This window comes from Ruegeria sp. BF12, assembly GCF_056538705.1.
The window spans coordinates 117,508-131,777 of the sequence record NZ_JBQFTP010000010.1; the positions used below are offsets into that span (position 1 = coordinate 117,508).

15 protein-coding genes are annotated in these 14,270 nt (G+C 59.9%); 10 read left to right on the plus strand and 5 right to left on the minus strand.

Annotation, left to right across the window (positions count from 1 at the left end; genetic code table 11):
- Positions 1-31: 31 nt before the first annotated feature.
- Positions 32-2,485 (plus strand): GcvT family protein, encoded by a 2,454-nt coding sequence (locus ACR0J0_RS16170; protein WP_480665180.1) that lies wholly within the window; start codon positions 32-34, stop codon positions 2,483-2,485.
- Between the two features lie 144 nt (positions 2,486-2,629).
- Positions 2,630-3,535 carry an EamA family transporter RarD gene (gene rarD / locus ACR0J0_RS16175; protein WP_480665181.1) on the plus strand — a complete coding sequence of 302 codons (906 nt, stop codon included), beginning with the start codon at positions 2,630-2,632 and terminating at the stop codon, positions 3,533-3,535.
- Here rarD and ACR0J0_RS16180 read toward each other — a convergent pair.
- Both ACR0J0_RS16180 and ACR0J0_RS16185 read right to left on the minus strand, forming a co-directional pair.
- Positions 3,526-4,236, minus strand: coding sequence for an SGNH/GDSL hydrolase family protein (locus tag ACR0J0_RS16180; RefSeq protein WP_480665182.1), 711 nt, complete (start codon positions 4,234-4,236; stop codon positions 3,526-3,528). The two genes, rarD and ACR0J0_RS16180, sit on opposite strands and share 10 nt — an antisense overlap.
- Positions 4,237-4,238: 2 nt before the next feature.
- Positions 4,239-4,649, minus strand: coding sequence for a nuclear transport factor 2 family protein (locus ACR0J0_RS16185; RefSeq protein WP_480665183.1), 411 nt, complete (start codon positions 4,647-4,649; stop codon positions 4,239-4,241).
- 96 nt (positions 4,650-4,745) lie between these two features.
- Between ACR0J0_RS16185 and ACR0J0_RS16190 the strand changes: the two genes are divergently transcribed.
- Entirely contained in the window at positions 4,746-5,393 is a 648-nt protein-coding gene (locus tag ACR0J0_RS16190; RefSeq protein WP_480665184.1) for an RluA family pseudouridine synthase, read from the plus strand.
- Positions 5,394-5,395: 2 nt separating this feature from the next.
- Here ACR0J0_RS16190 and ACR0J0_RS16195 read toward each other — a convergent pair whose 3' ends face one another.
- The gene (locus ACR0J0_RS16195) at positions 5,396-5,584 is read right to left on the minus strand and encodes a hypothetical protein (protein WP_480665185.1); all 189 of its coding nucleotides are present in this window, start codon (positions 5,582-5,584) and stop codon (positions 5,396-5,398) included.
- Between the two features lie 104 nt (positions 5,585-5,688).
- Between ACR0J0_RS16195 and ACR0J0_RS16200 the strand changes: the two genes are divergently transcribed.
- From ACR0J0_RS16200 to ACR0J0_RS16215, 4 genes are all read left to right on the plus strand, one after another.
- Positions 5,689-6,381, plus strand: a complete 693-nt coding sequence (locus ACR0J0_RS16200) for a helix-turn-helix transcriptional regulator (RefSeq protein WP_480665186.1) — start codon at positions 5,689-5,691, stop codon at positions 6,379-6,381.
- Positions 6,382-6,498: 117 nt separating this feature from the next.
- Positions 6,499-7,170: a YiaD family glycine zipper/OmpA-like lipoprotein gene (locus ACR0J0_RS16205; RefSeq protein ID WP_480665187.1), complete on the plus strand. Its 672-nt coding sequence runs from the start codon at positions 6,499-6,501 to the stop codon at positions 7,168-7,170.
- A gap of 115 nt (positions 7,171-7,285) precedes the next feature.
- Complete coding sequence (locus ACR0J0_RS16210; protein WP_480665188.1) at positions 7,286-7,828, plus strand: NADPH-dependent FMN reductase; 543 nt, start codon at positions 7,286-7,288, stop codon at positions 7,826-7,828.
- Positions 7,829-7,877: 49 nt separating this feature from the next.
- Positions 7,878-8,678, plus strand: coding sequence for an HTD2 family dehydratase (locus ACR0J0_RS16215; RefSeq protein ID WP_480665189.1), 801 nt, complete (start codon positions 7,878-7,880; stop codon positions 8,676-8,678).
- Here ACR0J0_RS16215 and ACR0J0_RS16220 read toward each other — a convergent pair.
- Positions 8,670-9,710, minus strand: coding sequence for an NAD(P)/FAD-dependent oxidoreductase (locus ACR0J0_RS16220; protein WP_480665190.1), 1,041 nt, complete (start codon positions 9,708-9,710; stop codon positions 8,670-8,672). The two genes, ACR0J0_RS16215 and ACR0J0_RS16220, sit on opposite strands and share 9 nt — an antisense overlap.
- A gap of 49 nt (positions 9,711-9,759) precedes the next feature.
- Between ACR0J0_RS16220 and mnmC2 the strand changes: the two genes are divergently transcribed.
- A complete protein-coding gene (gene mnmC2 / locus ACR0J0_RS16225; protein ID WP_480665191.1) occupies positions 9,760-10,425 on the plus strand; it encodes a tRNA (5-methylaminomethyl-2-thiouridine)(34)-methyltransferase MnmC2 in 666 nt (221 codons plus the stop codon).
- A complete protein-coding gene (locus tag ACR0J0_RS16230; RefSeq protein WP_480665192.1) occupies positions 10,422-11,291 on the plus strand; it encodes a DMT family transporter in 870 nt (289 codons plus the stop codon). Before mnmC2 ends, ACR0J0_RS16230 begins: the two co-directional genes overlap by 4 nt.
- Here the strand turns inward: ACR0J0_RS16230 and ACR0J0_RS16235 are convergent.
- Positions 11,265-13,229 (minus strand): lytic transglycosylase domain-containing protein, encoded by a 1,965-nt coding sequence (locus ACR0J0_RS16235; RefSeq protein ID WP_480665193.1) that lies wholly within the window; start codon positions 13,227-13,229, stop codon positions 11,265-11,267. The genes ACR0J0_RS16230 and ACR0J0_RS16235 overlap by 27 nt on opposite strands.
- Positions 13,230-13,362: 133 nt before the next feature.
- On the opposite strand from ACR0J0_RS16235, the gene dapA reads away from it, so the two are divergent.
- Positions 13,363-14,235 (plus strand): 4-hydroxy-tetrahydrodipicolinate synthase, encoded by an 873-nt coding sequence (dapA, locus tag ACR0J0_RS16240; protein ID WP_480665194.1) that lies wholly within the window; start codon positions 13,363-13,365, stop codon positions 14,233-14,235.
- The last annotated feature ends 35 nt before the right edge of the window (positions 14,236-14,270 follow it).

The window sequence follows — 14,270 nt, forward strand, 5'->3', positions numbered from 1 at the left end:
GGGTGAAATCTAATCATGCGGAGTCATCAGAATGGCTGATCTTCCAAACAAGGCCCGTGTTGTCATCATCGGTGGCGGTGTCATCGGTTGTTCGGTGGCCTACCACCTGACCAAGAAGGGCTGGAACGACGTGGTGCTGCTGGAGCGTAAGCAGTTGACCAGTGGCACGACCTGGCATGCGGCGGGCCTGATCGCCCAGCTGCGCGCAACCAAGAACATGACCAAACTGGCGAAGTACAGCCAGGAGCTCTATGGCTCGCTCGAGGAAGAAACCGGCGTGGCCACGGGCTTCAAGCGCTGTGGATCGATCACCGTCGCCCTCTCTGAAGAGCGTAAAGAAGAGATCTATCGTCAAGCTGCCATGGCGCGCGCATTTGGTGTTGAGGTCGAAGAAATCTCGAACGAGCGCGTGCAGGAACTGTATCCCCACATCAACCTCGAAGGTGTCAAAGGGGCTGTTTACCTGCCCCTGGACGGTCAGGGTGATCCGGCCAACATCGCATTAGCGCTGGCCAAGGGCGCGCGTCAGCGCGGCGGTATCGTCAAGGAACGCGTAAAGGTCACCGATATCGTTAAGCAGGGCCGCAAAGTGACCGGCGTTGACTGGGTCGCCGACGACGGCAGCGCGTCGGGTCACATCGAATGCGATATGGTGGTGAACTGCGCGGGTATGTGGGGCCACGAAGTGGGTCGCATGGCGGGCACCAACGTTCCGCTGCATGCGTGCGAACACTTCTATATTGTGACTGAGAATATTGACGGCTTGACCCAACTGCCGGTTCTGCGGGTGCCGGATGAGTATGCGTATTACAAGGAAGACGCTGGCAAAATCCTGCTGGGCGCGTTCGAGCCGGAATCAAAGCCGTGGGCGATGGATGGTATCCCAGACTCGTTCGAATTCGATCAGTTGCAGGAAGATTTCGACCACTTCGAGCCGATCCTGGAAAAGGCCGTCGACCGTATGCCGATGCTGGCCGAAGCCGGTATCCACACCTTCTTCAACGGACCCGAGTCGTTTACCCCAGATGACGCCTATCACCTGGGTCTCGCGCCGGAGATGGACAACGTGTGGGTTGCGGCGGGCTTCAACTCGATCGGTATCCAATCCGCTGGTGGGGCCGGTATGGCGCTGGCCGAGTGGATGGACAGCGGTGAGAAACCGTTCGATCTGGGTGATGTCGACATCAGCAGGATGCAGCCGTTCCAGGGCAACAAGAAGTACTTGTTCGAACGCTCGAAAGAGACGCTGGGTCTGCTGTACGCCGACCACTTCCCTTATCGCCAAAAAGCCACCGCCCGCGGTGTGCGCCGCACCCCGTTCCATCACCACCTACTGGAACAGGGCGCGGTCATGGGCGAACTGGCGGGTTGGGAGCGTGCCAACTGGTTTGCGAATGAAGGGCAGGAGCGGGAATACCAGTACAGCTGGAAACGCCAGAACTGGTTCGAGAATTCGGCCGCTGAACACAAGGCTGTTCGCGAAAATGTCGGTATGTACGACATGTCGTCCTTTGGCAAAATCCGCGTTGACGGTCCCGATGCCGAAGCGTTCATGAACTATATCGGCGGCGGCGATTATTCGGTGCCGAATGGCAAGATTGTCTACACCCAGTTCCTCAACCGCGCAGGCGGGATCGAGGCTGACGTGACCGTCACCCGCCTGACCGAAACCGCCTATCTGGTGGTCACTCCGGCGGCGACCCGCCTGGCCGATCAGTCGTGGATGCAGCGTCACGCGGGTAACTTCAACGTCGTCATCACCGATGTCACGGCGGGCGAGGGCGTCCTGGCCGTGATGGGCCCGAATGCACGTGCGCTGCTTGAAAAAGTCTCGCCCAACGATTTCACCAACGCGACCAACCCGTTTGGCACTGCTCAGGAGATCGAGATCGGCATGGGTCTGGCCCGTGCCCACCGCGTGACCTATGTCGGTGAGCTTGGTTGGGAAATCTACGTCTCGTCCGACATGGCCGGTCACGTGTTCGAAACCCTGCACGAGGCGGGGCAGGACATGGGGCTGAAGCTGTGCGGCATGCACATGATGGACAGCGCCCGGATCGAAAAGGGCTTCCGCCACTTCGGCCATGACATTACCTGCGAGGACCACGTCGTCGACGCCGGTCTTGGCTTTGCCGTCAAGGTCGACAAAGGCAGCGACTTCATCGGTCGCGAGGCTGTGATCGCCCGTAAGGAAAGCGGACCGCATAACCGTCTTGTGCAGTTCAAGCTGACCGATCCGGAGCCGCTGTTGTTCCACAACGAGCCCATCATTCGGGACGGTGAGTATGTGGGATACCTGTCCTCGGGCAACTATGGCCACACGCTGGGCGGTGCGATCGGTCTCGGTTACGTTCCGTGCGAAGGCGAAAAGGCGGCGGACGTTCTGGCCTCGACCTACGAGATCGATGTTTGCGGCGTCAAAGTCAAAGCCGAAGCCTCGCTCAAACCGATGTACGACCCAAAATCGGAACGCGTTAAGGTTTAACGCGGACATACAACAAACGGGGCGCTTTGGCGCCCCTTTTTGTTGAACATATCAATTTTCTTGATGCAACCCTTCACGGATTTCGCAGTTTTCAAACCCGTCTGAACTGCCGTAAAGACAACCGGTATCAGCCGGAGACTTTGGATGGCCGACGTCACAACATCACGCGGGAATGAGGACACGCCAAAGGGTCTGGCCTTGGCGGTCACGGCCTACGTTCTGTGGGGGTTCCTGCCACTTTATATGAAGGCCATGGCGCATATTGGGCCGGTCGAGATCGTGGCGCACCGGATCATCTGGTCTGTGCCTGTGGCCGGACTGTTGTTGGTTGCGCTGGGGCGGACGCGGGACCTGAAGGCCGCTTTACGTAACCCTCGGATGCTGGGTATGGCTTGCTTGACGGCGGCTTTGATATCCGTGAACTGGGCCATTTATGTCTGGGCTATCGCCAGTGGTAATGCGCTGGATGCAGCGCTGGGGTACTACATCAATCCGCTGTTCAGCATTGCGCTGGGGGCGATCCTTTTGAGGGAACCCCTGAACCGGATGCAAATGGTTGCGGTCGGGTTGGCTGCGCTGGGCGTGCTGGTGTTGATCGTTGAAGCAGGAAGACTGCCATGGGCGGCCCTGGGCCTGATGGTCAGTTGGGGGTTTTATGCTTTCTTCAAACGCTCATTGCCCATTGGTCCTAATCAGGGGTTTTTGCTTGAGGTTCTCATCCTGCTGGTCCCCGCTTTGGTCTATGTGACCTGGTTGGGTGCAAAGGGAACTGGTCATTTCGGTGTGGCGGCTGGAGACACCATGCTGCTGGCCTGTGCCGGGGTGGTCACGGCTGTCCCGTTGCTGGTCTATGCCAACGGGGCAAAGTTGGTTCGGTTGTCGACGATGGGTATTCTGCAATACATCGCCCCGACGATGATCTTCATCACTGCCATCACAGTCTTTGGCGAACATATCGACCGAGGCCGCATGATTGCGTTCCCGTTGATCTGGGCAGCTCTGGTCGTCTACACAATTCCGATGATCCGGCAGATTCGGCGTCAGGCCTGACGTAACAGATCAGCTGCTGCCTCGGCCCAAAGACGATAGGCTTTGGGGCTGGGGTGATACCCGTCAGGGGCAGCCAGCGCGGGATCATCTGGCAGATCCAGCGGCAGGTGACGCGCTTGCGGAAACGCCTCGACAGCCTGCTGCAGTCCCTTATCCAGCCGTGCTGCCTGTCGCCCAAGCACCCAGGCCAGAGGCTGAGGCAAGGCCGGGAAACGGTTCATCTGCGGAACGGCTGTCACCACGACGCGGCGCACGCCCAGTTTGACCGTCAGATGATCAAGCAAACGGGTTTGCTGCGCAGTGAACTTTTGCTGCGTCACAGCGCGTGTAACATCGTTGACACCCAAAGCCGTCACTGCGGCATCAAACGTTCCTTCAAGTTTTCCCAACCGATCAATCGTGTCCTGCGTCGTGTGCCCCGTTGTCGCCTCAAGCCGCCATTCGACGCTGTAGTGCCTTGCCAGACGGGCCACAAGAAACCCGGACAGGGCCTGCTGTTGCGTACCGGCCCCGACCCCTGCGGCCGAACTGTCGCCCGCGATCAACAGGCGCAACCGAGGGCCGCGACCCTCCCGTCCTTCGCGCGGACCGGACGGTTCCGGCAATTGCTGCGCGTTGCGACGTACAGAAACCGCCTGTGCCGCCAGAACCGGTAGCAAAGGGACACGTAGAATCTGATCTGCAGCGATCGGGGCGGCCATGTTTAGCTCAGTGCATTTTTGTATTCGAGAAACCGCGGGTCGGTCATCACCCGCGCCATCATTGCTTCACGCAGGGCGCCAATGGTTTTGTATGGACGCATGACAACCTCGAATTCCTGGATCAGGCCGTCGTCATTCAGGGTGATCAGATCGACGCCGACCGCGTCCAGTTCTCCGACCTTGCATTGAAACTCAAGAGCCCAATCCTTGCCTTCGCCCATAACTCGGCGATAGCGGAATTCGGAGAACACCTGACCCACATGCCCCAAAACGGCCGCAACGGGTTCGCGTCCGGTCCAGGTGCTGTAATAGGTAGGCGGGGAAAACCGCACATCCTCGGCCAACAACTCGTGGATCAGGGTTTCTTCGCCCTTGGCGACAACGTCTTGCATGCGCTCGATTGTGGGGTGCATGGTTTTTCCTCCGCTTTGGTCCGAGAGTTGCTGAACCGATCCGTTCAGGCAAGGCCGACGTTGCGGGAACCGCCGCCGTGCGATAGGCAGGCGCGCATGACTGAGACCTATGATCCCCCGAAAACCCCGCTGGATGTGCTGCATGAAGATGCGCAGTTGATTGTGGTGAACAAGCCTTCGGGCCTTTTGTCCGTGCCGGGGAAGGGGGAACATCTGGCTGACTGTCTGCTGACACGGGTGCAGGCTGCATTTCCGCAAGCGTTGCTGGTGCATCGGCTGGACCGTGACACATCGGGTGTCATGGTATTTGCCCAAACACCGCATGCGCAACGGCATCTGAGCATGCAGTTCGAGAAACGACAGACTCGAAAGACATATGTGGCCCGCGTCTGGGAACGGATCGAGCAAAAGACCGGCACCGTCGATCTGCCGTTGATCGTGGATTGGCCCAACCGCCCGCGCCAGATGGTCTGTCATGAGACGGGCAAACCGGCTGTCACCGATTGGCGGGTTGTCAAATACGAGGGCGAAACGACACGTGTCCGGTTGTTCCCGAAAACAGGCCGGTCACATCAGTTGCGGGTTCATATGCAGGCTTTGGGACACCCCATTCTAGGTGATCCGTTCTATGCCGAGGATGAAGCGCGCGCTTTTCCGCGCCTGATGCTGCATTCTGAAGAGTTGCGCCTGAAAAGCCCCGAGGGCGGAGTTTCGATGAAATTCCGCGCCCCGGCTGATTTCTGACCTCAGGCTGTACTGGTCCACAGCATCTTCAGGTTGCCCAGCGAAAACCGCTTTGTCCGTTTTCGGGGTACTGGCTTGTGGGTCCGTGCGGCCATGATTTCGCGCTCAAGCTCGAAGGCGCGCAGGGTGTGGTCCTGTGCCCAGCGATCCAGGTGCAGGGTCATCATTACGTGATTGTCGCGGCTTGGCATGGTCGACCTCCTTTGGTTTCTTTCCCAAAGATCGCGCACCACTCCTGACACCACCCTGTCAGGGGGGTGTGCTAGAGTGTCAGCAGTCCACGCCGGAGAACTCAATGCGCCGCTCGACCCGCCTGTTTGAAATCATCCAGATCTTGCGCTCTGCGGAGGCGCCCGTCACGGCCGAGGCGTTGGCGGAGAAACTCGAGGTGTCGGCACGGACCGTCTACCGGGATATCGCCGCTTTGCAGGCCCAGCGGACCCCGATCGAGGGCGAGGCTGGTGTCGGGTACCTGATGCGCCGCGGATACGATCTGCCGCCGCTGAACTTCGATGCCGAAGAGGTTGAGGCACTATGGGTCGGTCTCTCGATGCTGGCCCGTACGGGTGACAGTACCCTGCAACAGGCGGCAGATCGGGTGTGCCGCAAGATCGAAGCGCTGCGTGCGCCCGCCGATTGGCTGCAGGTCGCCCCTTGGGGTGCCCCGATGGATGACCCGGCAAAGGGCTGCGTGCCGGTCGTGAACTATCGCGAGGCGATCCGGGCCGAGCGCAAGATACGTATCACCTACGTCAACGCCGGGGGCGAGCGAAGCGAACGGATCGTCAGGCCGGTCGCCCTGATCTATCACATTGAATGCACCATGCTGGCCGCTTGGTGCGAGCTGCGGAACGGTTTTCGCCATTTTCGCACGGACAGAATCTGGGCCTGCGAGTTGACCGAAGATCACTTCTGCGGGCAGGGTGAGCCCCTGCGGGCAATCTGGCAGGAACAGAACCATTGGAATGAAACCGCTGACGCGCAGTAAGTGGCGGGTAATTGCCGATTTCACCAGATTGTTGCTTGAGCCTTCATAGGTGCAGCGTGATAAACTGCACCAAACAACGCGGACCCGGTAAACGGGCCCTGAGCAGAAGGTGATTCCATGACGATTTCCAAGAGTGTTCTTGCCGCCGGGCTGTGCTCGGCCCTGTTTTTGGGGGCTTGTACTGACCCCGCTACGCTGAGCTTGCCCTCCGATCCCAATCAGAATGCCAAGCAGGGCGCGATTCTGGGCGGTCTGGTCGGCGCAGGTGTCGGCGCGATTGCCAACAATTCGAACCCGCTTCTGGGTGCAGTGGCCGGCGGCGCGATCGGTGCTGCGGGCGGTGGTTTGATCGGCAACCAGCTTGACAAGCAAGCGGCCGAACTGCGCCAGCAGCTGGCCAATGACGGGATCACCATCGTCAATGCCGGTGACCGGCTGATTGTCACGGTTCCGAATGACATCACCTTTGACACCGACAGCGCGACCGTGCGCCCGCCTTTGAGGGCGGATCTCGTGCGCGTTGGGCAGAACCTCGTGAACTATCCCAACTCGAACGTGCAGATCATAGGCCACACCGACAGCGACGGTGATGCAGCCTACAATCAGGGCCTGTCTGAGCGCCGTGCCCTCTCGGTGGCGGATATTCTTCAGGCGAATGGCGTGAATGGCGGGCGCATCACGACAATCGGCCAGGGTGAGAATCAGCCCATCGCTTCGAACTTGACGCCAGAAGGTAAGGCGCAGAACCGGCGTGTTGAAATCGTGATCGTTCCGGGTAGCGGCGCCTGACGTTTCAAAGGGCACCCCAGGGTGCCCTTTTGCACACTAACCGTGCGTCAACCGGTCTTGGGCGCGTAAAAAACTCGGGCTAGTTAAGGGGAAACACAAGTTACGGAGTCCCCATATGTCCGAACCGATCCTGCTTGGCCTGTCCGGCTCATTGCGTCAAAGTGCGACCAACCGAAAACTGCTGCGCGAAGCTGCCCGGTTGTTTGAGCCTGGAACCTTTGTCGAAGCCGATCTGAACCTTCCCCTATATGACGGTGATCTGGAAGACGGCGAAGGCATACCTGAACTGGTGCAGGTACTGGCAGATCAGATCGCGCAGGCCCATGCCGTGGTTATTTCGACCCCCGAATACAACAAAGGCCCGTCGGGCGTTCTGAAGAATGCGTTGGACTGGGTCAGCAGAACTGAAGGTCGCCCCTGGGCCGACAAGCCGGTGGCCGTGATGTCCGCAGCTGCGGGTCGCGCAGGCGGGGAGCGGGCACAGATGATCTTGCGCAGCTACATGGTGCCGTTCCAACCCCGTATCCTGCAGGGGCCGGAAATCCATCTGGCCAGCAGCTCGAACGAGTTCGATGAGCAGGGCAAATTGCTGAGCGATCGTTACGAAAGCTCTCTGCGGACTCTGATGCAGAAACTGCGGACGGAGGCCGGTTTCTAAGTTCGATTCGCCGCTTGTCGGTTTAAGTCCGTCTGCCTAATCTGCCGCCATGGCAGAGGAAAAACAGACTGATGTAATGGACCCGGCCCGCGCCGCCGCGCTGCAGGCGGCGCTGGGGTTCAACGAACGGATTGGCGCGGGCGATCAACTGCCGCCCTTCTTCCACCAATTGTATTTCTGGTCGCCACAACCACCCGTCGCACTGGGTCGTGACGGTCATCCCAAAGTTGGTGGAGAGCTGATCCCCGACATGGGGTTGCCGCGCCGGATGTGGGCCGGGGGGCGGCTGCAGTTTCACGCGCCACTGATCGCCGGTTCTGATGCCGAACGTCGGTCTGTTCGGGAAAGCGCGAATTCCAAAACCGGACGAACAGGACCTCTGGGCTTTGTCACTCTGCGGCACGAGGTTTCACAGGGCGGCAAGCTCTGCCTGACGGAGTGGCAGGATTTGGTCTATCGGCTCGATCCTGCGAAAAGCGATGCCAAGCCCGTCGCGCCGATGGCCCGAACAGACGAAACAGACCAGCGAGAGGTCAGCTTCGACTCGACGCTTCTGTTCCGCTACTCCGCGCTCACTTTCAACGGGCACCGGATTCACTACGATCTGGACTATGCGCGCGACGTTGAAGGGTATGATGGACTGGTCGTGCATGGACCGTTACTTGCGCAACTTCTTATGTTGTTTGCTGTCGAGCTGATGGGGCCGCTGGCGCAATTCTCCTTCCGTGCATCCTCACCTTTGAAGCATTTCGAAACAGCGACATTGTGCCGGAATGGTCAGGCGATGTGGGTACGGGGGCCTGACGGTCGCCAATGTATGTCCGCCGAGGCCGTGCCACAGTCACAGTGATGCTTCAGGCTGAAAATCGTCAGGGATAACATCCTTACCTTCTAAAACCAGATCGGCCATGACCTCAGCCACCTTTGGGGCCATGCCAAAGCCGATCTTGAAGCCTCCGTTGGCAATGAACTGTCCCTTATGCAGCGGATGCGCGCCCAACATCGGTGCGCGACTCTTGCTGCGAGGGCGCACGCCAGCCCACCTATCGATGACCTCCGCACCGTGCAAAACTGGAACGGCCTGCATTGCCCTGTCCAGCACATCATCCAAAGCGGCGTCGGTGCTGGCTGGGTCGTCGTAATCCCTTTCCGAGGTCGAACCGATCGCCAAAGTCCCATCTGCATGCGGGACGATGTGAACAGTATCTACAAACATCTGCGGTACTTCGCCCGCGTCGAACCGCAGCAGCGCCGCTTGTCCTTTGACGCCATTGCCGACTGTTTTACCGAACGCCTCGCTCAACTCTTGCAGGCCAGCCAAACCGGTCGCGTGAACAACGGGGCCCCGATCAGGCGCGTCAGTGACAACTTCGACCCCCATCACTGTTAAGGCCGAGACCAGCGCGGCACAGGCGCGGCGGGGATGCATGCGGGCGCTCAGCGTGTCGTGGATGACAAATCCGGTCGGGCTGGGCGGGCACCACGCGCCAACGGTGGTCGTTTCAACGACCCGCCATTCAGCCTGCCCTCGCCACAACTCAGCCGCCGTAGTTGCGCGGGCATGGGCAAGCTCCAGCGTGCGGGCATCCGGTATGGGCTGCAACCGGCCCAGCCGCGCGTATCCGGGTGAGACGCCACCTGTAGCCTCGACTTGTTTCCAGAACGGCTCCGCCATGATTAGACTGTCGAACTGGAAAGCTTTTTTGGCGTTCCAATTCTCGGGCACATGCGGGGCAAGTGCGCCGACCAGACCGCCGCTCGAGCCCGCTCCGGGGCCAAAGGGATCGACGACCTGCACCTTTGCGCCGCGTCGGGCGCAGGTCCACGCAATGGATAGGCCGAAAATCCCTGCACCACGCACCGTCACATCGACCATTGCCATTCCCCGTTTCCTTGTTCAGTGTCGCGCCGCTTAGCTACAGGATTCCCCGATGGCAGACCAGCGTGCCGAATTGACATGGACCGAGGATCAGATCCCGGTCTCAGACCGCTTCGATGACCCCTATTACTCGTTGCAAAACGGGCTGGAAGAGACGCGCCACGTGTTTCTTGCTGGCAACGATTTGCCAGAGCGGTTCACGCCGGGCTTTCACATTGCCGAACTGGGTTTCGGGACTGGTCTGAACATGCTGACGGTTTGGTCAGAATGGGAGAAATCGAGCCAGACGACGCCGTTGTCGTTCACCAGTTTCGAGGCTTTCCCGATGCAGGCTGACGACATGTCCCGCGCGCTTTCGGCCTTCCCAGAACTGTCCCCATGGTCCGAACGGTTCCTAGCGCAATGGCAAGGCGGAACATGCGATCTGGGCACCTTGCGACTTGAGGTTGTCGAAGGCGATGCACGCGAGACTCTTCAGTTCTGGAACGGCGCAGCGGATGCCTGGTTTCTGGACGGGTTCTCTCCGGCCAAGAACCCGGAATTGTGGGGGGCTGACCTGATGCAGTATGTGGCCAGCCATACGACCGTCGGCGGTACGGCGGCCACATACACCGCTGCCGGTTTCGTGCGACGAGGATTGGAGGACGCCGGTTTCAACGTTACTCGCGTCCCCGGCTATGGCCGCAAACGGCACATGACGCGGGCGGTCAAATTGTGACTCAGCAAAACAACGCACGCGCCGGGATTGCGCTGATGATCGCGGCCACCATCGTCTTTGCCTTGCAGGACGGTATCTCGCGCCATCTGGCCGGAACCTACAACACCTACATGGTCGTGATGATCCGCTATTGGTTCTTTGCGGCCTTCGTCATCGCCCTGGCTGCGCGTTCGCCCGGTGGGCTGAAAGCGGCAACCCAAACCAGCCAGTTAAAACTGCAGATCTTTCGCGGCTTGCTTTTGGCGGCTGAAATCTGCGTTGCGGTGTTCAGCTTTACGGTCTTGGGTCTGATCGACGCAATGGCCGTCTTCATCTGCTATCCATTGCTCGTGGCCGCACTCAGTGGGCCGGTTCTGGGCGAACAAGTCGGTTGGCGGCGATGGGCTGCGATCGGTGTGGGTTGCATCGGCGTTCTCATCATCCTTCAACCCGGCGTCGGCGTGTTCAATCCGTGGGCTATTGTCCCGTTGATTTCCGCCCTGATGTTCGCGGTCTACGGGTTGCTCACCCGTTATGTCGCGCGCCGCGACAGTTCGGCCACCAGCTTCTTTTGGACCGGTGTCAGCGGGGCCGTTGCTATGACACTTGTGGGCACGTGGTTCTGGGAACCAATGGCGCGTACCGATTGGGCCTGGATGGCGCTGCTTTGTGTCAGTGGCGTACTGGGCCACTGGCTGCTGATTAAATGCTATGAAATGGCCGAGGCCAGTGCGGTCCAGCCCTTCGCCTATTTCCACTTGGTCTGGAGTGCGATCCTGGGGATCTCGATCTTTGGCGAGACGCTGCGCCCTGAGGTGGTCATAGGCGCAGCGCTGGTTGTCGCCGCCGGGCTGTTCACCTTATGGCGCGAAAGACGCCAGAGTTGACCCGGTCAGTTCCTGCGAAAACGGAACCGGAAGGGCGGGCTGACCGAGGCGCGCACGATAAACTGGCAGGCTTTCGGCAACGCGCATCACGTAGTTGCGCGTTTCGCTGAACGGGATCGTCTCGATCCAGTCGACCATATCAATTTCACCCGCGCGGGGATCGCCATAGCGCTCCATCCACGATATCGGGCGGCGCGGTCCTGCATTGTACCCTGCGGCCATCATCACAACGTTGCCATTGAAGTCAGCGGCCAGCCCGGACAAGTAGTTCGCGCCCAGCTTGGCGTTGTACTTCCAGTCCGAGGTCAGATTAATTGTCTTGTGCCCGCTCAGGATGCCCAGCTCTTTTGCTACGACTTTCGCTGTTGCGGGCATGACCTGCATCAGCCCGCGTGCCCCGGCGCCGCTGATGACGACCGGGTCAAACTCGCTTTCGCGGCGGGCGATGGCCAGCGTCATTTCCTTGGCCATAGGCAGCCCCATATCGGCGACCGGATGCACGGGATAATAGGCTGCCGGCAGAACCAAACCGACCGTCGCGGCCCGTTTGGCGATCATCACCGCAAGATGCGGTTGTTTCAGTTCGATCACCAAATCGCCAAGCTGATTGGCCTGTACCGAGTCCAGTCCTTCGACCAGATGGGTCAGAAACCGCTCGGACAAGTTGTCTTCTCCGGCCTTTAGCAGCAGTAACCCGGCCTCCAGGACGCTGGAGTTAGAGAACTCTGCCTGCTTCCAATGCGGCGCGCGGCGAGGGTTGGCCAGCTCTCTATCGAAAGGTCGCCCGATCCGCTCGGCGGCCAGCAAGCCATAAAATGAGGTCTGATGGTCCGCGCCCATGGCGTAGGCGTCATAAGCTTTATCGGCATCGCCCTGTGCCGCGTAAGCGCGACCGAGCCAGTACCCTCCGCGACCTTTTGAGATCGGCGATTTCACCGCGTCCGAGAAGCTCTGGAAATGCCGGACGGCCGTGGCCGGATCGTTCAGTTTACGCAGGGCCAGAAATCCGGATAGCCATTCCAGATCGGCATAGCCGTACCCCATCTCGGGCGTCATATGGTGATTGGCGGCAATCTGGTAGGCGCGATTGGCGTCGCCGTTGCGCATTTCCAGCCGGGCCAGACGACGGCGCCCTTCAGCCCATTTGTCGGGCTCACCCAACGCATCAGGCCCGGTCGAGCGTGCCAGCATCAGATCAATCGCGCTATCGTCCAGTTCCTTTTTGTCGCGCCAGACAAACCGGTCAAAAGCCAGGCCCGGAGCATCGGCCAGCGATTTCGGAACCGCAGCTACCTTGCCGTCTACGCCCGGCTGCCGTTTCTGCAGGGCAATCCGTGCTTCGGCCAGTTTGCGTTGATCGGTGCTGACCAGCGGCAACATCTGGCCAGCGCTGACCAGGTGGTTGTCCCACAGCATCCGGTCCATCCGCGCGGCGTGATGGGGTTTCAGCAGTTTGCCGAAGTTCTCCAGATAGTCCTTTTGCAGGCCTGAACCCATGGGCATTGTCCGCCAAGCGGCCACGATGTCGGCTTCAGCATCGCCCTGCCGCCCCTTCGCCTTTAGCGCGACGGCATAATTCAGCGCGCCCTCGGCAGTTTGCGGCGGGTTTTCAGCATAGAACTTCAGTACCCGGTCCGGATCAGCGCCCGTAAAGGCCGGTTCGCTTTTTCGCCGCAACCAGGCCAGGCCCGGCCAATCGGGTCTACGATCCAGAAACACCAGAATGTCGCCGGAACTGCCGAACCCCTCGCGCAGCCAGTGCCAGACGATGATGTCACGGGACACCGACCCCCGGGCACCGGAAACGCGCAGGGCTTCATTCCAGTCGCCTTTGCGCATTTCATTCATACCTGCCCGCAGATCGCCAGCCGCATCAGCCCGTACCTGAACGCCTGAAACAAGAATCACTGCCATCAAAAACGCCAGAAAGCGTGTCATCCCTTGCATTCCCCAACCAACCAAGGATACAGCCATTCAGGATAAACCTTGCGCCGCCGGGATCAACTCAAGAAAGCAAAATCTTGGTGGACAGCGGCTTAAAAAATGCAAACTGCACCCTAAGGAGCGTGTCATGTTCAAAGGCTCTATGCCAGCCCTCGTCACCCCGTTCAGCAACGGCGAGTTGGACCTGAAGACGCTCAAACGTTTGGTGGAGTGGCAGATTCAGGAAGGTTCGACCGGTCTGGTTCCCGTCGGCACCACCGGTGAAAGCCCGACCCTGAGCCACGAAGAACATGAAACCGTCGTAGAAGAGGTCGTCAAAGCCTCGGCTGGTCAGGTTCCGGTGATTGCCGGGGCGGGTTCGAACAACACGGTCGAGGCAATACGCTTCGTGCGATTCGCAGAAAAGGTCGGCGCTGCCGCGGCGCTGGTCGTGACGCCTTATTACAACAAGCCGACGCAAAAAGGTCTGCTGGCGCATTTCCGCGCGCTGCACGATTGCGCGGATATTCCGATCATCATCTACAACATCCCCGGTCGCTCGGTCATTGACATGACGCCTGAAACCATGGGCGAGCTGGCGGAGCTGCCGCGCATTGTCGGCGTCAAGGACGCCACCGGCGATCTGGCGCGTGTCAGCCAGCAACGCGCTACCTGCGGTCCGGACTTCTGCCAGCTGTCAGGCGAAGATGCCACGGCGCTGGGCTTCAACGCGCATGGCGGCGTGGGCTGCATCTCGGTCACGGCGAACGTCGCACCCAAACTGTGTGCCGAGTTCCAGCAGGCGACACTGGACGGCGACTATGCCAAAGCTTTGGAGTATCAGGATCGTCTGATGCCGTTGCACGAAGCGATCTTTATCGAGCCCGGCCTCGTTGGTGCCAAGTATGCGCTCAGCAAGCTGGGTCTGTGCAGTGAAGAGGTCCGTTCGCCGCTTTCCGGGCTGGAAGACAGCACCAAAGCTGCGATCGACGCTGCAATGGCCCACGCTGGCCTGACCTAAACCCAATCCAATACGAAAAAAGGCGGCGCCGGACT